Source organism: Mediterraneibacter butyricigenes (assembly GCF_003574295.1).
GTDB classification, from domain to species: domain Bacteria; phylum Bacillota; class Clostridia; order Lachnospirales; family Lachnospiraceae; genus Mediterraneibacter_A; species Mediterraneibacter_A butyricigenes.
The window spans coordinates 79,857-100,767 of record NZ_BHGK01000001.1 but is presented as its reverse complement, the minus strand read 5'-3'; the positions used below and the strand labels follow the sequence as shown (position 1 = coordinate 100,767).

The following is a 20,911-nucleotide window of genomic DNA, read 5'->3' as shown; positions in this document are numbered from 1 at the left end:
GAGGATTGCAAATAGCGGACATAAGAAAGGAAAGAAACACTTTATGAAATTACCGGTTGCATTTGAAGAAAAGATGAAAGACCTTTTGGGTGAGGAATTTCAGGATTACATAGATTGTTACGAGGAAAAGCGATATTATGGTCTGCGTGTAAATACGTTAAAGATTTCTGTGGAGGACTTTCAGAAGATCTGTCCATGGAAGTTGGAACCGATCCCGTGGATTGAAAACGGATTCTATTATGACGGAGACAGCATCCAGCCGGCAAAACACCCCTATTATGCGGCCGGATTGTATTATCTGCAGGAACCAAGTGCCATGACTCCTGCCAACAGATTGCCGGTGCAGCCGAGGGAAAAGGTGTTGGATGTATGCGCGGCACCGGGCGGAAAGGCCACGGAACTCGCGTCAAAGCTTGGCAGAGAAGGCGTGCTTGCGGCAAATGATATCAGCAGTTCCAGGGCAAAGGGACTTTTGAAAAATCTGGAATTGTCCGGCGTCGGAAATCTGCTGGTTCTAAGTGAAGAGCCGGGAAAACTGATTTCTTATTTCAGAGAATATTTTGACAAAATTCTGATCGATGCCCCTTGCTCCGGAGAGGGAATGTTCCGGAAGGAAAAGAGAATGGTGAAAGCCTGGGAAGAACACGGGCCGGAATTTTTCTCGAAAATCCAGAAAAGCATTATCGCTCAGGCGGCAGAAATGTTGAAACCGGGAGGAATGATCCTGTACTCAACCTGTACCTTTGACCGTCGTGAAAATGAAGAGACGATCCTGTCTCTTCTGGAGCAGTTCCCGGAATTTGAAATCTGTGAAATGAAGGGATATGAGGGATTCCGACCGGGAATTCCGAAAGATGACAGAGAAGATCTTGTGAAAACAGTCCGGATTTTCCCGCATTGCATGAAAGGGGAAGGTCACTATCTTGCCCTGTTAAAAAAAGGTTCGGAAGGATGCGAAAATACGGAAACGAATCTGGAACGACAGAAAAAGCAGACTGTTCCAGGCAGCGCAGGTGGGTTGAAGAAGATTCCGGAAGAACTGGAAGAGTTCCTGGGACATCTTACATTGCCTCTGGATCCGTCCAGACTGGATCTGAAAAAAGAACGGGTTTACTATATGCCGGCAGAGCTGCCGGATCTGAAAGGCATCCGTTTCTTAAGAACCGGACTGCTTCTCGGAGAACTGAAGAAGAACCGGTTTGAACCGAGTCAGGCACTGGCGATGTATCTGAAAATGGAAGAATATGATCAGGTTCTGAATCTGTCAGTGGAAGATGAGCGGGTTCATCGTTATTTAAAAGGAGAGACTCTGGATGTTTCGGATTTGTGCAGCAATAGCAGTCAGAAGAAGCAGAAAGCAGGCTCCGGACGCAAGCAGAAAGACAAGGGCTGGTCTTTAGTCTGTGTGGACGGTTATCCGTTGGGCTGGGGCAAACTTGCTTCCGGCACTTTAAAAAATAAATATCTGCCGGGATGGAGATGGCAGTCATGAAAATCAGGCTGGACAAATACCTTTCAGATATGAACTGCGGGACTCGAAGTGAAGTGAAAAAAATGATCCGGCAGGGGCTGGTCTGTGTGGATCAGAAAATAATAAAGAGTCCGGAGTATAAAGTAGATACCGAAATTCAGAATATTTCGGTGCAGGGAAAGCTGCTTTCCTATGAAAAATATCGCTACTATATGTTATACAAACCGGCGGGAGTCGTCTCGGCCACCACAGATCGCAGAGATCAGACGGTGCTGGATCTGATTCCGGAGCTGAAAGGACAGGACTATTTTCCGGTGGGAAGACTTGACAAAGATACCGTGGGACTGTTGCTGATTACCAATGACGGGCCGCTGGCGCATCGGTTGCTTTCCCCGGCTCATCATGTGGATAAAATCTATGAGGCAAAGATTCAGGGAATGGCAGATCAGACAGATATAGAGAAGTTTGCAGCGGGTGTGGAGATCGGGGAGAAGAAACCCTGTGCACCGGCAAAGCTTCAGATTCTGTCAGTGGATGAGAAGACACAGACTTCTTATATATCCCTGACGATTCATGAGGGAAAATTCCATCAGGTAAAACGGATGTTTCATGCACTGGGAAAGGAAGTTACCTTTCTGAAAAGAGTTCAGATGGCAGAACTTTCTCTGGATGAAACGCTTAAGCCGGGAGAATACAGAGAACTTACAGAAGAGGAGAAAAAGAAATTATGTTAGAGGAAATCAAGGGCGTGATCTTCGACATGGACGGAACATTGATCGATTCCATGTGGGTCTGGGAAGAAGTAGACGTTGATTATGTAAAACGATATCAACTGGTGGAACCGGAAGGATTCTATGAAGCCATCGAGGGAATGAGTTTTACAGATGTTGCGAAATACTATAAGAAAACATTTCCTCAGATCAGGGATTCTGTAGAACAGATCAAAGCAGACTGGATGGAAATGGGATATCGGTTATATCGGGATGAAGTGGAATTAAAGTCCGGTGTGAAAGAATTTTTAGAAGAACTGAAAAAATGCGGAATTAAAATCGGAATTGCGACCAGCAATGACCGTGATATGACAGAAATGGTTCTGGAGGCCAGAGGAATCCTGCAGGAATTTGACGCCATCTGTACTTCAGATGAGGTGAAGATTGGGAAACCGGCTCCGGATGTGTATCTGAAAGCGGCAGAGGATCTGGGAGTGGATCCCAAAGACTGTCTGATCTTTGAAGATGTTCCGGCAGGACTGATGGCAGGCAAATCAGCCGGCATGAAAACCTGTGCTGTCGCAGACAAGTTCTCTGAGGATCAGATCGAAAAGAAACGTGCGCTGGCAGATTATTTTATTCAGGATTATTTTGAAGTTTTGAAAGGAACCTATGAACAACTGTAAATTTTTGCCTGTATGTCGGGCGGATATGGAAGAACGTGGAATCGAACAACTGGATTTTGTGTATGTGATCGGGGATGCCTATGTGGATCATCCCTCTTTTGGACATGCCATCATCAGCCGGATCCTGGAATCCAGAGGGTACACGGTGGGAATCATTTCCCAGCCGGACTGGAAAGATCCGGAAAGCATTGCTGTTCTTGGAGAACCCAGACTGGCGTTTCTGGTCAGTGCCGGAAATATGGATTCCATGGTAAATCATTATTCTGTATCGAAAAAAAGAAGGAAAACCGATGCCTATACCCCAGGCGGAGAGATGGGAAAACGACCGGATTATGCGGCAGTGGTCTATGGAAACCTGATCCGTCAGACCTATAAGCATACGCCCATTATTCTGGGTGGGATTGAGGCAAGTCTTCGAAGAATGGCACATTATGACTACTGGTCGGACAAGGTGAAGCGTTCCATTTTGCTGGATGCACAGGCTGACCTGATCTCTTATGGGATGGGCGAACATTCTATCGTAGAGATCGCAGATGCGCTGAACAGCGGAATCGAGGTAAAAGATCTGACTTTTATTCCGGGGACGGTGTTCAAGGCGAAAAATCTGGACAGTGTGTATGATGCAAAACTGCTGCCTTCTTATGAGCAGATTCGGGAAAGTAAAAAGACCTATGCAGAGAGTTTCCTGATTCAATATCAGAACACAGATCCTTTTACGGCAAAATGTCTGGTGGAACCTTACGGGGAACACCTTTATGTGGTTCAGAATCCACCTGCAAAACCACTTTCTGTCGTGGAGATGGATGATGTTTACGCATTGCCTTATACCAGAAAATGGCATCCTTCTTATGATGAAAAAGGCGGGATCCCGGCATTTTCAGAAGTAAAATTCAGTCTGATCAGTAATCGGGGATGTTTTGGCGGTTGCAGTTTCTGTGCCCTGACCTTCCATCAGGGACGGATCGTGCAGGTCAGAAGTCAGGATTCTCTGGTGGAAGAAGCCACAGAAATGACGCAGTTGGAAGATTTTAAAGGCTACATTCATGATGTGGGCGGCCCTACGGCTAATTTCCGTCACCCGGCCTGTGAGAAACAGATGGAACACGGCGTCTGCATCAACCGGCAATGTCTGTTTCCTGCACCCTGTAAGAATCTGAATGCGGATCATTCGGATTATGTCAGACTGTTAAGAAGACTGCGGGCTATTCCGAAGGTGAAGAAGGTCTTTATCCGGTCAGGCATCCGGTTTGATTATTTGCTGAAAGATAAAAAGAAAGAGTTTTTAAAAGAACTCTGTGAGTACCATGTCAGCGGACAGCTAAAAGTTGCGCCGGAACATATTTCGGATCCGGTGCTTAAGATGATGGGCAAACCGGAAAAAGCGGTGTATCTGAAATTTGTTCAGGAATTTAAAGATATGAACCGGAACCTTCACAAAGATCAGTATCTGGTTCCCTATCTGATGTCTTCCCATCCGGGATCTACGATGAAAGAGGCGGTCGAACTGGCTGAATTTTGCAGGGATCTGGGCTATATGCCGGAGCAGGTGCAGGATTTCTATCCTACTCCTTCCACAATCTCGACCTGTATGTATTATACCGGGCTTGATCCAAGGACGATGGAGAAGGTGTATGTTCCGAAAGATCCCCATGAGAAAGCCATGCAGCGGGCTTTGATTCAGTATCGGAATCCGAAAAATTATGATTTGGTAAAGGAAGCGCTTCATAAGGCCGGCAGAACGGATCTGATCGGTTTTGATGAGAAATGTCTGATCCGGCCGAGACAGTTCAAAAAAGAGCGGATCGAGGAAACGGGAAAGACGAATCTAAAATCCCGAATAAACCGTAACGGGCAGAAAAGCGGAGAACATCGGAATGACCGAAACAGTCAGGGGAATCATAATAATCAGAAAAGGCAAAAGAAAAACGGATCGAACGTTCAGAAACAGACAACAAGACCGGATGGAAGAGTGGGTAAAAATACAGGAGCTTCTCGGAAAGGAAAAGAACGGGGTAGGAAACGAAGATGAAAATAGCGATTGTGACCGGAGCATCCTCCGGTATGGGAAGAGAATTTGTAAAACAGATTTCCAGGCTGTACACAGGACTGGACGAAATCTGGGTGATTGCGAGACGGAGAGAACGTCTGACGCAGTTACAGGAAGAAAGTATGTATCCGCTGCGTACTCTGGATGGAGACATTACGGATCCGAAGTTTCTGGAAGAATTCGCCTATCTGTTACAGGCTACAAGCCCGGACGTGAGGATGCTGGTCAATGCAGCCGGTGTGGGGAGCAATGGCACCATAGCAGATCTGGCAGAAATCAATGACAGACTGCAGCCGGAAATGGTACGACTGAATTGCGAGGCACTTCTGGAAATGACACAGAAAGTGCTCCCTTATCTTTCTGAGAAAAGCAGAATCATCAACCTGGCATCGGGAGCGGCGTTTTGTCCGCAACCGGGATTTGCGGTCTATGCGGCAACCAAATCCTTTGTTCTTTCCTTTTCCAGAGCACTGGGAAGAGAGTTGAAGAAGAAAAAGATTTATGTGACGGCAGTTTGTTCGGGACCGGTTGCTACGGAATTTTTTGCATCGGATACCATGAAGATAGTTGCCTGGAAAAAGCCGTTCCTTGCAGATCCGAATGCAGTGGTTCGAAAAGCGCTGATTGATTCGGGAAAACGGAAAAAACTTTCGGTATACGGTGGCAGTATGAAGCTGGTACGTATTTTGACGAAGATTTTACCGATTGATTTTCTGGTTTGGATCATGGGAATCTGAAAAAATTCCTGCAGAAGAACAGAAGCATAACATCCGAGATATGATTTGTAAATACAGAAGTAAACTCAAAATGAAGGAGATACAGCAATTATGAAGCAAAAAAAAGGAGAACCCGGATATCTGGATCATCAACTGAAGGTGGAGATCATAAAAACACTGATTTCATTTGCCCTGGTTCTGGCAATTCTTGCGCTTGGAATCATCCAGACCGGAACCAGACTGAATCTGTTGACAGTGGTGGCGATTCTGGGGGCACTTCCGGCCTGCAAACTTCTGGTCGGTGTCATTACCAGATTTCCCTATCGTTCCATTCCGTCTGAGACGGCAGAGGAAATCCGAAAAAACACAGAGTATCTGACGGTTGCCTATGATATGATTATTACCAGTACGGAGAAGATCATGCCGGTAGACTGTATTGTGATTTCCGGGCACACGGTTTGTGGGTATACCAGAAGTCAGAAGGTAGACTGTGCTTATCTGGGAAAACACATCAAGAACATCCTTTCTCAGAATGGGTATGATAAGATGACGGTTAAAATCTTCCAAAAATATTCTCAGTTCTTAAGCCGTGCAGAGGGAATGAATGCGATCGCCGAGATTGATCAGGCAGATGACGAAAGAATGGAAGATGCTGTCCGGCATCTGATTTTGAACATTTCGATGTGACATTCGGAAGAGGTAAAGAAAAACACCAGAGTGATAATTAAAACAGAATGGTTGAGGAAAGAACAGAAACAGGGAACAGAAAACTATGCGTGAATTTGTAATCACACCAAATGAAGCCAATCAGAGGATGGATAAATATCTGGGTAAACTTTTAAAAGAGGCTCCGAAAAGCTTTTTTTATAAGATGCTTCGGAAAAAGAATATCGTGTTGAATGATAAGAAAGCAACCGGAAATGAAAAACTGAAAACCGGAGATTCCATTAAACTCTATCTTTCAGACGAGACCTTTGATAAATTTGCAGGAGCCAGGGAAAACGTACCGGCTCTGAATCAGAAGAAACGGAATCAGTGGACGTTAGAAGCGTCTGTGGTATATGAAGATGAAAATGTTCTCTTCTTAAACAAACCGGTGGGAATCTTATCCCAGAAAGCAACACCGGAGGATGTGTCGGTCAATGAGTATGTGATCCGTTATCTTCTGGATACACATGCAATTGAAGAAAAAGAACTTCAGACATTTAAGCCTTCGATCTGCAATCGTCTGGATCGGAATACCAGTGGGCTGATCACGGCAGGAAAAAGTCTTCAGGGTCTTCAGGAGCTGAGTGTATGGTTCCGGGACAGATCTGTGGGAAAATATTATCTCTGTCTGGTAAAAGGTGTGTTGGAACATTCAGAAAAGATTTCCGGATATCTGAAGAAAAATGAAAAGACCAATCAGGTTCTGATCTCGAAAAAGGAAGAACCCGGGACACAGCGGATTGAGACAGCGTATCGTCCGGTTTGTGTGAAGAACGGATATACCTTGCTGGAAGTGAAACTGATCACAGGTAAAACCCATCAGATCCGTGCCCATCTGGCATCCATCGGACATCCGATCGCCGGGGATTTTAAATACGGAAACCGTTCTTGGAATCAGAAATTAAAAGAGGGCTATGGACTGCAAAGCCAGTTGCTTCATTCCTGGAGACTGGAAGTGCCGAAATCTCTTTCCTTGGACAGCCCACTTTCGGCTCTGGGCGGAAGAACTTTTACAGCAGATCCGCCGGAACTGTTTTGCAGGATCTGTAAAGATCTGGGGGTGATGTAGGATGGGAACCTGGAATTCCAGAGGTTTGAGAGGATCGACACTGGAAGATCTGATCAACCATACCAATGAATGGTATCGGGAAAAAGGTCTGGCGCTGATTCAGAAAATTCCGACTCCTATTACGCCGGTTCGGATAGATAAGGAGAAGCGACATATTACGCTGGCATATTTTGATAAGATCAGTACCGTTGATTATATTGGAGCTGTTCAGGGAATCCCGGTCTGTTTTGATGCAAAGGAATGTGCAAGTATCACATTCCCGCTTCAGAATATCCATGAACATCAGGTAGAATTTATGCGGCAGTTTGAACAACAGGAAGGAATTTCCTTTCTTCTAATCTATTATACAGAGGAGCAGAAGCTCTACTATATGAGATTTGAAGAGTTGGAATATTTCTGGAACCGTGGAAAAAACGGTGGACGAAAAAGCTTTCGAATGGAAGAATTGAATCCGGATTTTTTTCTTCAACTAAATCGACTGAGCAGGATCCCGTATCTGGATTATCTGCAAAAAGACCTGGATATTCGGGATACTTGACAACGGATGGGAAACTGCGTATAATTTTAGAAGATTTTAATGTTTTACTACGATAAAGTGAAAGGACTGTTAAGTGTTATGAAACAGCTATTACATACTCCGGAGGGAGTGCGGGATATTTATAATCAGGAATGTGCAAAGAAGCTTGCGGTGCAGGACAAACTGCATGAGATGTTTCATTTGTATGGTTATCATGATATCCAGACACCGACCTTTGAATACTTCGATGTGTTCCGGAAAGAAATCGGAACGATCTCTTCCAGAGAATTATATAAATTTTTTGACAGAGAGGGAAATACACTGGTTTTAAGACCGGATATCACGCCGTCCATCGCACGTGCAGCGGCTACTTTATATGAACAGGAAACGATGCCGATCCGTCTTTGTTATATCGGCAATACCTTCATCAATCATTCCAGTTATCTGGGCAGACTGAAAGAGAATACACAGATGGGAGCCGAGCTTCTCGGTGTAGATTCTGTGGAAGCAGATGTGGAAATGATTGCTATGATGATCGATGGGTTGAAAAAGACCGGTCTGGAAGATTTTCAGGTCAGTATCGGTCATGTGGATTTCATTCAGGGACTGTTGGATGAGACCGGATTTGAGGAAGAAGAACTGGATCAGTTGATCGAACTGATCAACAACCGGAACTATTTTGGCGTGGATGAGATTATGGAAGCCTCTTCTGTAAGAGGAAGCGTCAGAGATGCGTTCCGTATTCTGCCGAAACTGACCGGAGATGTGGATGTTCTGGAACAGGCTGCAGATATTGCGCCGACCGTCAATGCCGGACTCGCCATTGAACATTTAAGAAAAATGTATGAGATGTTAAAAATGTACGGTGTGGAGAAATATATTACCTTTGATTTGAGTCTGCAGGGAAGTTACGGATACTATACCGGAATTGTCTTCCGTGCTTATACTTACGGAACCGGAGATGCTGTGGTGCGTGGAGGACGCTATGATCATCTGGTAGAAAAATTCGGAAAGAGCACCCCGTCCATCGGATTTGCCATTCTTCTGGACGAATTGATGAATGCGTTGAACCGCCAGAAGATCAACATAGACTGCGGGTATACCACATTGATTGTTTATACAGAAAAAACCTACAAGTGGGCAGTCGCTCTGGCAAAAGATTTCCGCGGAAAAGGAAAACGTGTGGAAATTCTCAAACGGACAGAGGAGGATACCAAGGAAGCATATCTGGAATATGGCAAACGCCGTCAGGTCATCAGTATACTCTGGCTCCAGGAAGATAAGAAGATTCTGATGACAAATGTTCTGACCGGAGAAGAAAAGCTGATTGGATAAAATATAAATGAGCAAAGAGAGAAATGAGGCTACAAGATGAAATATTTAACATTTGCTCTGACAAAGGGAAGACTTGCTGACAAGACACTGGAGATGCTGGAGTCAGCGGGAATCACCTGCGAAGAGATGAAGGACAAGGATTCGAGAAAACTGATCTTTGTAAATGAAGATCTGAAATTAAAATTTTTCCTGGCAAAAGGACCGGATGTGCCGACTTATGTAGAATATGGAGCAGCAGATATCGGCGTTGTCGGCAAGGATACCATCGTAGAGGCCGGCCGTTCCGCTTATGAGGTTCTGGATCTAGGCTTCGGAAAATGCAGAATGTGCGTCTGCGGATATAAAGAAGCGAAAGACCTTCTGAACCGGAAGGAACTGATCCGCGTAGCAACCAAATACCCGAATATTGCAAAAGACTATTTCTATAATAAAAAACATCAGACGGTGGAGATCATCAAAATGAATGGTTCCATCGAGCTGGCACCGATCGTTGGACTTTCCGAGGTGATCGTGGACATTGTGGAGACAGGTACCACATTGAAAGAAAACGGACTGGAAGTGTTGGAAGAAATCTGTCCGCTGTCTGCCAGAATGATCGTGAATCCGGTCAGCATGAGAATGGAAAGTGAGCGGATCCAGAATCTGATCGTAAATCTGAGAACCATGCTTCAGGAGGGAAAAAGATGAAAATCGAAAGACTGACTGCAGAGTCCAGAAAAAACCTTCTGGAAGATCTGTTAAAGAGAAGTCCGAACCAGTACGGACAGTATGAAGAAAGAGTTCAGGTAATCCTGAACCGCGTAAAAGAGGAAAAGGATCAGGCGCTGTTTGCTTATACAGAACAGTTTGATCATGCAAAAATCACGGCAGAGACTATCAAAGTGACAGAAGAAGAGATTCAGGAAGCCTATACCCAGGTAGATGAAAGTCTTCTGGAAGTTGTCAGAAAAGCTCTGAAAAATATTGAGTCTTATCATGCAAAACAAATGCAGTACAGTTGGTTTGACAGCAAACCCAACGGAACCATGCTGGGACAGAAGGTGACGGCGCTTCAGAGAGTGGGTGTCTATGTGCCGGGCGGAAAGGCTGTCTATCCGTCTTCCGTACTGATGAACATTATGCCGGCAAAGGTAGCGGGCGTGGAGGAAATCATTATGACCACACCTCCGGGACCGGATGGCAAGGTGAATCCTACCACATTAGTGGCAGCTCACGAAGCAGGAGCAACCGCTGTTTACAAAGTGGGCGGTGCTCAGGCAATCGCAGCGTTGGCATACGGAACCGAGAGTATTCCAAAGGTTGACAAGATCGTAGGCCCGGGAAATATTTATGTGGCACTGGCAAAGAAAGCGGTTTACGGACATGTCAGCATTGATTCGATCGCCGGACCAAGCGAAATTCTGGTGATCGCAGACGAAACTGCAAATCCGAGATTTGTAGCTGCCGATCTTTTATCACAGGCAGAGCATGATGAACTGGCATCCGCCATTCTGGTGACCACCAGCGAAGATGTGGCAAATGCCGTAAATAAAGAAATTGAAGGCTTCTTAAAAGTATTGTCAAGAAGTGAGATCATAAAGAAATCGCTGGAAAATTACGGACACATTCTTCTGGCTGAAACTCTGGAGGAAGCGATCGAGACAGCCAATGAGATTGCATCTGAACATCTTGAGATCGTGACAAAGGATCCCTATCAGGTCATGATGAAGATCCGCAATGCCGGAGCAATCTTCCTGGGAGAATACAGCAGTGAGCCGCTGGGCGATTATTTTGCAGGACCAAACCATATCCTGCCGACCAATGGAACCGCCAAGTTCTTCTCTCCGCTTTCTGTCGATGATTTCCTGAAGAAATCCAGTATTATTGCCTATTCAAAAGAGGCACTGGAAGCAGTACATAAAGACATTGAGACATTTGCAGAAGCAGAACAACTGACGGCTCATGCAAATTCAATCAAAGTTCGTTTCCCGGAAGATTAAGAGCTGCGGATGGAGGAAGAAGATGGAACAGCGTATTGGAAATTGTCACAGAGAGACAAAAGAGACACAGATTGAGGTAACGATCTGTCTGGACGGACAGGGAAAAAATGACATTCATACCGGAATCGGTTTTTTCGATCATATGCTGGATGGATTTGCAAGACACGGACTGTTTGACCTGACGGTTCATGTCAACGGAGATCTGGATGTAGACTGTCATCATACGGTAGAAGATACCGGAATCGTGTTGGGACAGGCGATTTCAGAGGCTTTGGGAGATAAAGCAGGGATTAAGCGGTATGGAAGTTTTCTGCTGCCGATGGATGAGACTCTGGCAATGTGTGCCATTGATCTGTCCGGCCGCCCCTATCTGAATTATGATGCCAACTATACCGTGGAGAAGATTGGAGAACTGGACACCGAAATGATCCGGGAATTTTTCTACGCCGTGTCTTACGGAGCGATGATGAATCTTCATCTGAAGATCCTGGACGGCGTCAACAATCATCATATGGCAGAGGCGATGTTTAAAGCATTTGGAAAGGCTCTGGATATGGCGACAATGGAAGAACCCAGAATGAAAGAAGTCTGGTCTACGAAAGGAAGTCTGTAGACAGACCATAGAGGAGAAGACACATGAGTTATAAAAGATTAACCCCTTGTGTATTTATCTATAAAGGGAAGGCAGTCCGATGGTTTGATGACAAAGAAGTTCTGTCGGAAGATGTGGTCGGACTGGCAAAATATTACAGCGACAGGGGTGCGGATGAACTGATCGTATTCGATCTGTCAGATTCCGATGAAGAACATGAGGAGTCTATCAATCTGATGAGAAAGATAAACCGCGTGATCCGGATTCCTATGATTGCCGGCGGAAATATCAAGCGTCAGGAAGATGTAAAAAAGATTTTGTATACCGGTGCAAAACGTGCGGTACTGAATCTGTCCAAACAAGTTTGCACAGAGATGTTGGAAGAAGTATCCAAACGATTTGGAAAAGAGCGGATTGCCGTTTCCTTAAATGATTTTGATGCACTGTTTAAACAGCAGCACCGAATTGAAGAATTCAGCACAGAGATTGTCTTTATGCATCGGTTGGATCTGAATTCCGTGATGAATGTAACGGAGATTCCATGCGTCGTGCTGACGGATACCATGGAAGAAAGCGAAATTTTCAAAATTCTGAAAAGTACAGGAGTCAAAGGCGTTTCCGGTAAATTTGTGAGCCAGCCGCACTTTGATTTTAACGCATTTAAAGAGGCATGCAGTGAAGAAGGAATTAAGATGACTTCCTTTGAAAGTATGATGGATTTTTCGGAATTCAAGTTAAATTCAGACGGACTGCTGCCGGTTGTAGTGCAGGATTACAAGACCAATGCGGTACTTATGGTGGCGTATATGGATGAAGAGGCCTTTGAACATACCATCAAGACCGGAAAAATGACTTACCACAGTCGAAGCCGGAATGAACTCTGGGTAAAGGGAGAAACCTCCGGACATTTCCAGTATGTAAAAACACTGACGATCGATTGTGATAAAGACACGCTTCTTGCAAAGGTAGAACAGATCGGGGCGGCATGCCATACCGGTAATCCAACCTGTTTCTTCCAGCCGGTTGCGGGAACAGACGATGACACCACAGATCCTCTGAAAGTCTTTGAATCGGTATATGCAACCATCAAGGATCGAAAAGAGCATCCGAAAGAGGGATCCTATACCAACTATCTGTTCGATAAGGGAATCGATAAGATTTTGAAAAAAGTAGGAGAGGAATGTGCGGAGCTGATCATTGCCTCCAAGAATCCGAATCCGGAAGAGGTAAAATACGAAATGTCTGATCTTTTGTATCATGCCATGGTTCTGATGGTAGAACGTGGAATTACCTGGGATGATATTACGAAAGAACTGGCAGACCGCTAGATTTGACCACTTTGCAAAACGGAGTGTATCTATCGTGCAAAGTCAAATGAAAGTCAAGATTAAAAGGACGCAGGCCATGTTTTGGCTTGCGTTTTTTTACTTGCCAGTACATATTGTCCTATAACCCGAAATCGCATCTTCCGGGATAACCTTTCATAAAATGAAAACAAAGAGATCTACAGAAATGGGTAAAGCAAAATGCAGGAATGGAAGGAATCGGAGCAAAGACGAAAGAATCTGGTCCGGGAAATGAAGGCACAGTGCAGATACAGTCCCGGATATCCGGAGCATTTACATAGAGAAGAGACGGATGTTCCAAAAGATAAGAGTTCTTTTGGATTCCGTCTGCTGTTGAGCATGATGGCATTTCTATGCTACCTGATCATGAATTCCGGAAGTCTGCCGGTCGGAAAGAATGAAACAGAATTCATCAGACAGGAAATCAGTCGGCAGGCGGATCTGAAGAGTGTGACAGGATTTGCGAAAGAACTCCAATCCGTGTTATACTTCTCAGGAGAATAAAATACAGAGTCAGACATCAAAATAGATGTAAAAAGAAAACAAGAGAAAACTATATGAAAAACGGTGGATGAAGATGAATTTAATGGAACGCCTTCCGGCGGATTTTTTTAAACTGTTCACAAGTAAATATACCGAATATTATATCCGGTTTCTGGCAGCAATTTACGAAGAGATGAGTCTGTCTTATTCTGTCCTCGGACTTACAGAACGGGAATGCAAAAATGTGATGAACGAAAAGATTGCAACGGAGTCTCTGTTCTGGGAGGAAGAGAACATGGAAGAGGACGGTGTGTTCTTAAATCGTGGAAATATGGCGTCTGTCTGTCTGAAACATTTTGAAGACTGGGGCTGGATGAAACAGGATTATGATGAGACGTTGAACTGCTATGTGGTGACTTTTCCGGAGTACAGCCAATTGTTTATCGAATTGTTCCAGAAAATGCTCAGTGAAAATGAAAGTCAGGAGAGGGAAAGTGTGTTGACCGTATACAGCCATCTGTATACCTACCGTTCGGACAAAGAGAAAAATAATGAGATCTTAAAGAGTGCGCTTCGCACTTCCAAGAAACTGGTACAGATGATGGTTAATATGCAGGACGGGATGCGGACTTATTTTGATGAATTGTCCAGACAGAAAGATTTCCGTGGAATTCAGGAAGTTCTGGTAAAGGAAATTAATAACAGTGACAGTAAGAAATATGCGATTCTTACGACGACGGACAGTTTTTACCGGTATAAAGAAGCTGTAAAAGAGCTGTTGGACCAGATTCTGGAAGAGAAAGAACATCAGCGTCTGGAACTGGAAGGAGAACGGATCCGTCTCCTTGCCGCAGAGCAGGAGAAAAAAAACGAAGGAAGATTGGAAGAAAATTCGGCAGGTCCCCTGTTACATTCAGTCAATGAACAGCCGTTGATAACAGCGGAGACGTTAAAACTTCGGAGAATCGAACATTTGCTGGATCTGGCAGAAGAGGCAATGGATATGATACAGAAGATTGAACGTCAGTTTGATGCCATTGAGAAGCGCTACAATCGCCTGATTGAACAGAAGACCATGTTTGCTTCCCGTGCAGCGGCCAGAATCCGTTATATCCTTCAGGAGGGAAATGAGATCGAAGACCAGACGGTTGCACTAATCCATCTGCTCAATCACAGTGAAAAGAAAGAAGAAATTCTGCAAAAACTTTCGGAAGTGATTCGAGTATCCAGACAGTACAGCGCGATAACCGATAAGAGCATGTACCGGATCAGGGACAGAAAGCAGGAAAGCTTTGATCCGCAGGCTGTAGAACAGGCTTCAGATACTTCCGGAGAAAATCTGGATGATTTTATTCTGAAACCTTTATATACCAAAGAGGAATTAAGAGCCTTTCGAAAGTTGCATGAAAAAGACGGAAGATTTCAGGTGGAGAAAGATTCGATTCAGTCCATGGAAGATCTGGAAAAATTATTCTTCTTGTGGCAGGAAGCGACAGAAAATGCCGAGAGTGATCAGGAAATCAGTCTGGGAGAAGACCTGAGTACAGAAGAAGGTTATACGTTCTCTGCACTGTCTCTTCGATCAAAGGCATTTCATGAAGGTCAATCGAAAGAAAAACAGTAAAGACAATTGAAAGAGCTATAGTCATAAAAAGTGCAATAGAAAGCGAAACAGATAGCAAAACAAAAAACGAAACAGATAAAACATCAGAGCAGCAAAAGCGAAGAGCCGAACTGCAAAAGGAACATCAAGGAGGATACACAGGGATGTCAGCCTATTTAGAAGAATTATCCGTAACAGAAGCGGAACAGTTAAAAAAGACCATACAGGCACTGTTCCGGCAGACCTGTATTTTGCAGGTGAAATATGATCCGGCGACATTGACACCGCGGGATAATCCGTATTATGAAGTATGTACCAGACACCGGAATTTTATTGAGGACTATCTTTCTGTACTGGACTGCGAGTTGAAGCATGATTCGCAGGAACACATTTACCGGATCAGTGGAGAAGGTGTCATCACTGAAAAACTGAATCTGACCACTACGATCATTATTCTCCTGACAAAATTAATCTATCGGGATAAGATTATGGGGGAGGGCCTGAAAGCGCCGGTTACAACCTGGGAAGAACTGAGATCCTATGGAAGAAATACCAATCTGATCACCAGAAAATTGACGGCAAAGGAATGGAAAGACGCTCTGACTTTAATGCGAATCCATCAGATGATCGATGTGCCCGGAGCGGTGCAGGACATAGAGGATGATACGCCGATTTACATTTACAGTACGATCCATCTTTTTGTGACAGCGGGAGATATTCGGAAACTTTTGAAAGAGTATCAGGAAAATACGGAGTATGAGCAGCATGTGATTCAGGAAACAAAACATACGGATGAGGAATCGGATGGAGTGGAAAAGGAGGAACAAGGTGAAACAACCGAAGAAACTGTTTACACGGATGTTATTAAATAACTGGGGCGGAATCAGTCATAAAGTACTGAACTTTCATGAATATGTGAATCTGTTTAGCGGAAAAAGCGGATCCGGAAAATCTACGGTAATGGATGCAATCCAGGTTCTTCTTTACGGAAGTGTTTCTGCTAATTTCTTAAATAAGGCGGCAGATGATTCAAAGAACAAGCGAAGTGTGCTGAGTTATCTGCGAGGAGCACAGAAAGACGGAACCATGAACCGTGGGAATATCGACTTCTGTTCTCAGATCGTACTGGAGATTAAAGATACAGGGAGCGGAAATGTAACCTGTATCGGTGTGGTATTTGAGGTGGCAAAACAGGATCTCCAGCTTGGAAAATATGCATTTTTCAGTCACGCCGGAGAAATGCCGGAGAATCTGTATCTGGAAAATGGAGTTCCGTATTCTGTGGCACAGGTGCGAAAACTGGTGGAACAACGAGCAAAAACGGAAATCCGGCGTGGTGTCGGTGAAGTCAACCGGGTCTATCCATCCAAAGAAGCGTACCTGAATGCCGTCTACGATACGATTTTTGGTTATGTGGAACCGGGACGTCTGATGACCATGGAGAAAAGTGCGATTGCTCTTCGTATGAGCAATGGTACGGGAGAATTTATCCGGGACTATATGTTTCCAAAGAGTAAAGAGGATACGGTATCGACCATCAGCGAGCAGTTGGGAGCTTACCGGGAAATTCGGGAGAGAGTGGTAGATCTGCAAAAACGGATCAGTCTTCTGGAAGAGATTCATGTAGCAGACCAGGAACTGTTAAAAGACCAGACCGAGCAGATTCATATCAATACAATCCTAAAACATCTGAATGTCCAAAGTACCAAAGTAAGACTGGAGGCAAGAACCGAGGATCTGAAAGGAGTGCAGAATCAGGTTCAGGAGACAGAAAACAGACTGCAGGAATTTTTAATGCAGCAAAAAGAGAAACAATCTGAGTTGATCGAGGTGGAAGCAAAGTTACAGGCCAGTGACCTGGGGCAAAAAGAACATGAATTAAAAGAAATGGAACGGATGCTTCGTCTGCTTTCGGATCAGTCGGCTCAGTGGCGAAACTTAAAAAAAGGCTTAAAGCGTTGGTCAACAGAAGAACTGGTGACGGATTATGTAAGCAACAAAGCCCTTCAACTGTTGGATGAAGTGGAAGATGGAACACTTTCAAAGGAGGGCTTTCAGGAACTGAAACGACAGTTGGATGCGGCATTAAGCACGATAGTGGAAGAATTGTCTGATGTCACGTTGAGCATAAAGGAACGGGACAAACTGCTCAGTGAAAAGAAGGAGGAGGTAGAGGATTTAAGACAGGATCGGAAGGCTTATCCGAAGGAATTAAGAGCGGCACGCGCCCAGTTGCAGGAGGCGTTGACTGCTCAATATGGTCGAACAGTGCAGGTTCATATTCTGGCAGATCTCTTCGATGTGACCGATGAAAAGTGGAAAAATGCGATTGAAGGTCGCTTGGGACGGATCAAGAAAAGTCTGGTGACAGAGCCGGCCTGTGCATTGGATGCTGCCCGGATCTTTCGGAAAATGAAGGACAGTCGTTTTGAGGAAGTGGATCTGATCAATACGGCTGCGATTCAACGGGATTCTCCGTCAGCGGAAGAAAACTCCCTGTATACATGTGTACAAACTGATGTTTCCTACGTGAAATGGTGTCTGAAACGTTATCTGGGACGGATCATCAAATGTGAGACAGTAGAAGAACTGAATCAGGTGAGAGATGGAGTTACACCGGACTGTTATTCTTACAGTAACTACATGTTCCGGCATTTGCGAAAAAAAGATTATACCAGATTTGCGTGTATCGGAACTAAAGTCTCGAAAGCTCGTCTGAGAGATCTGGAAGAGGAGATTCAGGATTTGGAAGAAAAGCAGATTGGAGAAATTCAGTTAAAACAGAGTCTGCAGGAAGCTCAGAATATCGAAAATCTCCAGAGAATCGATGCTGAACAGTTTTTCGCAATGGAGGGGGCCTCAGAGGAACTGGAAGTTTATTATGAGAAAGAAGCGGTGCTTCGACAGGAAATCCGGGAGCTGAAAGAAGGAAGTTTGATTCGAGAACTGAATGACCGCAAACAGCAGCTTAACGATGCGATTGCAAAGATTGAAAAACAGCAGGAAGTATTAAGATCACAACTCTATTCCTTCAGCGAGAAACGGGGCGAGATTCAAAAGGATCTGTCGGTTATTAGGCAACGTCTTGCAGATCTGATGGAAGGATTTGTGGAAAATTCATCCATCCGCCAGGAAATGGAAGAAGCACTGACAGAAAAGGCAGAACCTGTTTACAGAAGAGAACTGGAACAGAAAAGCCAGGATCTGGAACAGAAAAAGATTCACTGGTCTGATCAGCGCCAGAGCGCCAGAACCAGATTTAATCAGCAATATCCGACTTATGGTTTTGACGGGGCAGAACACAGTAACAGCGTGTATGATCAGATTCTATTCCAATGTAAGAACGACTATGAGCCGAAATATCTGAAAGAATTCAACCGACAGTATGATATGGTCTACCATTCGCTTAGGGATAATGTGATCGCGACCATTCACGGGGAGATCAAAGCGGCTTACCGGCACAAACGGGAGATCAACCGGATGCTTTCGAAGATTCGGTTCTCGGACAGTGTATATCAGATTGATGTGCTTCCGACACAGAATGAAAACGGGCAGTTCTATGAGATGCTGATGGCGGAAGAACTGGACAGCAAAGTGCTGGATCATGATGGCTTTGACGGACAGCTCAGTCTGGGGGATGATGCATTCTTCCAAAAATATGAGCAGAAGATCCAGTTGCTGACCGAGAAATTCATGCCGCTTCGTGAAGAAGAAAACGGAAATCGGGAACAGAAGAAAAAAGAGATGGAACGTTTTGCAGATTATCGAAATTATCTGACCTTCAGCATGTATGAGCGTTCCGTGGATGAAAGCGGAGTTGAAAAGAAGAACTATGTAGATGATATGGCAGGCGTAGATTCCGGTGGAGAAGGTCAGAACCCGAAATATGTGGCCCTTCTTGCAGGATTTGCTATGCTTTACATGCAGCAGAGCAGCCGGGATTCCAAGATTCGCCTGGTACTTCTGGATGAGGCATTTTCCAAGATGGACAAGGAGCGGAGTGAGGTCTGCCTGAAATACGCCAGAGAACTGGAATTGCAGTTGATCGTCTGTGTGCCAGATGAACGTTTGCAGTCGTTGATTCGAAACGTGGATTGTGTCTACGGCTTCAGACGGCATAAGAATCAGGTCTCTATGATGCATATTGACAAGGGAGAGTACCTGGAGGAGATTGAGGGCGGAAATGGCAGAGAAGAAAATAACACAGAAAACGATACAGGCGAAGCAGGCAGACAGTGAGAAGCGTTTTGCGCTCTGGCTGATCGGAAAAGCGAATACGGCTTCCTATCGAGCTGGATCGGGAAAGAATGGTTCGATCCATCCAAAAATAAATGGAAAAGTTTATGAAGCAGTTGGTGGACGAAATGCATGCCGGCAACAGGCAAAAACGCTGGCAAAAGAAGGTCTGCTTCGACTGGATCCCCCGGTTCTGACGGATTTAATGGAGTTGAAAGCAATTCATTTTGATCTCTCAGATATGCCCCGGCTATGTGAATGGGTTGGAATTGCGGATCCGAAGAAGCAACAGGAGATACAGATTGAAAAAATTCAGACTTTTCAGGAAGAAGTAAGTGATACATTTTTATACGGATATTATGAGGATATTTTGGAACGCCTGAGAACAGGGCAGCTTGTAAAAGACCCGAATCTGGGAGATGAGCTTTTCTTTCACTTTTTAAATGCTATGGCAAAGAATGAAAGTAGTATCTGGAAACGTGTATTTAGCGCTTATATCAGTGGTTCTTCTAAAATTTTTGAACAAAATTATGAAAAAAGAGTTTGTACAGTGCTTAGGTTATCTCCTCTTTATGAGGAGGGAATGGAAAATGAAGATTTGCTGAAAGCGTATGGAATATTGACTTATTCACAGACGTTGGAATGGAAAGGCGCGTTGGTATATCGTTTAGACAAAACAAAACATTCGGGAGATGTTTCTGTCTTAACATGCGCTGATACAGGTGTTATTGACACATCGGAAAATGTATGGGGAACGGTTTTAAATGCTCAGACTCTGGAACATTCAGAATGTATAGAGCTTCCGGGCGTGAAACAGATCTTAATCATAGAAAATAAGGCAAATTACGAAGCAATGCCGTATCGAAAGGATACATTGTATTTGTATTGCCATGGATTTTTTTCACCAAAAGAGATTTCCTTTTTGAAAAAAATTCCAGAAATTTATCCGGAAATGAACGTGTTCCATTGGGGCGATATGGACTACGGCGGAATGAGGATTTTTGAGTTTAATAGAACCCGACTTTTCCCACGGTTGAAACCGTGGAAAATGGATACAGAAACGTATGAAAAAGCATTAAGTGATGGAGCTGGAATTGATCTGAATGAAGAGAAAAGAAAAAAGTTAGAACAATTTGAGACAGAGATGCTGAGAGATTTGAAAGAATCTATTTTGAAATATGGAAAAGAAATTGAACAGGAACGTCTCTTATTGAGAAAAAAGATAAGTGATCTGACGGAAGATGGGCAGGAATGCCCATCTTCTGTGTTATAATCTGGTTATACAAGACTAACTTATGATAAATATAGTGAGAAATCAGATGATATCCTGCGAGAGAAATCTTCCGAGCATGAAGTTGACAGATGTTTTTGAGCTGTTGGTATACGCAAAAAAGATCAGTATATTTGGGTTAG

General features: G+C 44.3%; 18 protein-coding genes. All 18 read left to right on the top strand.

Features of this window, described 5'->3' with window-relative positions; all coding sequences use genetic code 11:
• Positions 1–43: 43 nt before the first annotated feature.
• The 18 genes from KGMB01110_RS00510 to KGMB01110_RS00425 all read left to right on the top strand — a co-directional run bounded on the left by KGMB01110_RS00510 (position 44) and on the right by KGMB01110_RS00425 (position 20,771).
• Positions 44–1,492 carry an RsmF rRNA methyltransferase first C-terminal domain-containing protein gene (locus tag KGMB01110_RS00510; protein ID WP_119297276.1) on the top strand — a complete coding sequence of 483 codons (1,449 nt, stop codon included), beginning with the start codon at positions 44–46 and terminating at the stop codon, positions 1,490–1,492.
• The gene (locus tag KGMB01110_RS00505; protein ID WP_117888291.1) at positions 1,489–2,205 is read left to right on the top strand and encodes a pseudouridine synthase; all 717 of its coding nucleotides are present in this window, start codon (positions 1,489–1,491) and stop codon (positions 2,203–2,205) included. The genes KGMB01110_RS00510 and KGMB01110_RS00505 overlap by 4 nt, the downstream gene beginning before the upstream one ends.
• Entirely contained in the window at positions 2,199–2,867 is a 669-nt protein-coding gene (locus KGMB01110_RS00500; RefSeq protein ID WP_117602182.1) for an HAD family hydrolase, read from the top strand. The genes KGMB01110_RS00505 and KGMB01110_RS00500 overlap by 7 nt, the downstream gene beginning before the upstream one ends.
• The gene (locus KGMB01110_RS00495; RefSeq protein ID WP_119297275.1) at positions 2,854–4,896 is read left to right on the top strand and encodes a YgiQ family radical SAM protein; all 2,043 of its coding nucleotides are present in this window, start codon (positions 2,854–2,856) and stop codon (positions 4,894–4,896) included. Before KGMB01110_RS00500 ends, KGMB01110_RS00495 begins: the two co-directional genes overlap by 14 nt.
• Positions 4,893–5,651: an SDR family NAD(P)-dependent oxidoreductase gene (locus KGMB01110_RS00490; protein WP_119297274.1), complete on the top strand. Its 759-nt coding sequence runs from the start codon at positions 4,893–4,895 to the stop codon at positions 5,649–5,651. The genes KGMB01110_RS00495 and KGMB01110_RS00490 overlap by 4 nt, the downstream gene beginning before the upstream one ends.
• A 90-nt stretch (positions 5,652–5,741) precedes the next feature.
• Positions 5,742–6,317, top strand: coding sequence for a hypothetical protein (locus KGMB01110_RS00485; RefSeq protein WP_172590445.1), 576 nt, complete (start codon positions 5,742–5,744; stop codon positions 6,315–6,317).
• A gap of 85 nt (positions 6,318–6,402) precedes the next feature.
• Positions 6,403–7,407 (top strand): RluA family pseudouridine synthase, encoded by a 1,005-nt coding sequence (locus tag KGMB01110_RS00480; RefSeq protein WP_119297272.1) that lies wholly within the window; start codon positions 6,403–6,405, stop codon positions 7,405–7,407.
• 1 nt (position 7,408) lies between these two features.
• A complete protein-coding gene (locus tag KGMB01110_RS00475; protein WP_117888295.1) occupies positions 7,409–7,945 on the top strand; it encodes a Holliday junction resolvase RecU in 537 nt (178 codons plus the stop codon).
• A 78-nt stretch (positions 7,946–8,023) separates the two neighbouring features.
• Positions 8,024–9,259: an ATP phosphoribosyltransferase regulatory subunit gene (hisZ, locus tag KGMB01110_RS00470; RefSeq protein ID WP_119299010.1), complete on the top strand. Its 1,236-nt coding sequence runs from the start codon at positions 8,024–8,026 to the stop codon at positions 9,257–9,259.
• A 36-nt stretch (positions 9,260–9,295) separates the two neighbouring features.
• Positions 9,296–9,946 carry an ATP phosphoribosyltransferase gene (gene hisG, locus KGMB01110_RS00465; RefSeq protein ID WP_117602188.1) on the top strand — a complete coding sequence of 217 codons (651 nt, stop codon included), beginning with the start codon at positions 9,296–9,298 and terminating at the stop codon, positions 9,944–9,946.
• Positions 9,943–11,238, top strand: coding sequence for a histidinol dehydrogenase (hisD, locus tag KGMB01110_RS00460; protein WP_119297271.1), 1,296 nt, complete (start codon positions 9,943–9,945; stop codon positions 11,236–11,238). Before hisG ends, hisD begins: the two co-directional genes overlap by 4 nt.
• Positions 11,239–11,260: 22 nt before the next feature.
• A complete protein-coding gene (gene hisB, locus KGMB01110_RS00455) occupies positions 11,261–11,851 on the top strand; it encodes an imidazoleglycerol-phosphate dehydratase HisB (protein WP_117602190.1) in 591 nt (196 codons plus the stop codon).
• Positions 11,852–11,874: 23 nt separating this feature from the next.
• Positions 11,875–13,158, top strand: a complete 1,284-nt coding sequence (gene hisIE / locus KGMB01110_RS00450; protein WP_119297270.1) for a bifunctional phosphoribosyl-AMP cyclohydrolase/phosphoribosyl-ATP diphosphatase HisIE — start codon at positions 11,875–11,877, stop codon at positions 13,156–13,158.
• Positions 13,159–13,356: 198 nt separating this feature from the next.
• Positions 13,357–13,680 carry a hypothetical protein gene (locus tag KGMB01110_RS00445; RefSeq protein WP_117602192.1) on the top strand — a complete coding sequence of 108 codons (324 nt, stop codon included), beginning with the start codon at positions 13,357–13,359 and terminating at the stop codon, positions 13,678–13,680.
• Between the two features lie 73 nt (positions 13,681–13,753).
• Positions 13,754–15,283, top strand: coding sequence for a Wadjet anti-phage system protein JetA family protein (locus tag KGMB01110_RS00440; protein WP_174714257.1), 1,530 nt, complete (start codon positions 13,754–13,756; stop codon positions 15,281–15,283).
• 143 nt (positions 15,284–15,426) lie between these two features.
• Positions 15,427–16,134 carry a DUF4194 domain-containing protein gene (locus KGMB01110_RS00435; RefSeq protein WP_119297269.1) on the top strand — a complete coding sequence of 236 codons (708 nt, stop codon included), beginning with the start codon at positions 15,427–15,429 and terminating at the stop codon, positions 16,132–16,134.
• The gene (locus KGMB01110_RS00430; protein ID WP_119297268.1) at positions 16,091–19,501 is read left to right on the top strand and encodes an SbcC/MukB-like Walker B domain-containing protein; all 3,411 of its coding nucleotides are present in this window, start codon (positions 16,091–16,093) and stop codon (positions 19,499–19,501) included. Before KGMB01110_RS00435 ends, KGMB01110_RS00430 begins: the two co-directional genes overlap by 44 nt.
• The gene (locus KGMB01110_RS00425; protein WP_119297267.1) at positions 19,446–20,771 is read left to right on the top strand and encodes a Wadjet anti-phage system protein JetD domain-containing protein; all 1,326 of its coding nucleotides are present in this window, start codon (positions 19,446–19,448) and stop codon (positions 20,769–20,771) included. Before KGMB01110_RS00430 ends, KGMB01110_RS00425 begins: the two co-directional genes overlap by 56 nt.
• Positions 20,772–20,911: the final 140 nt, after the last annotated feature.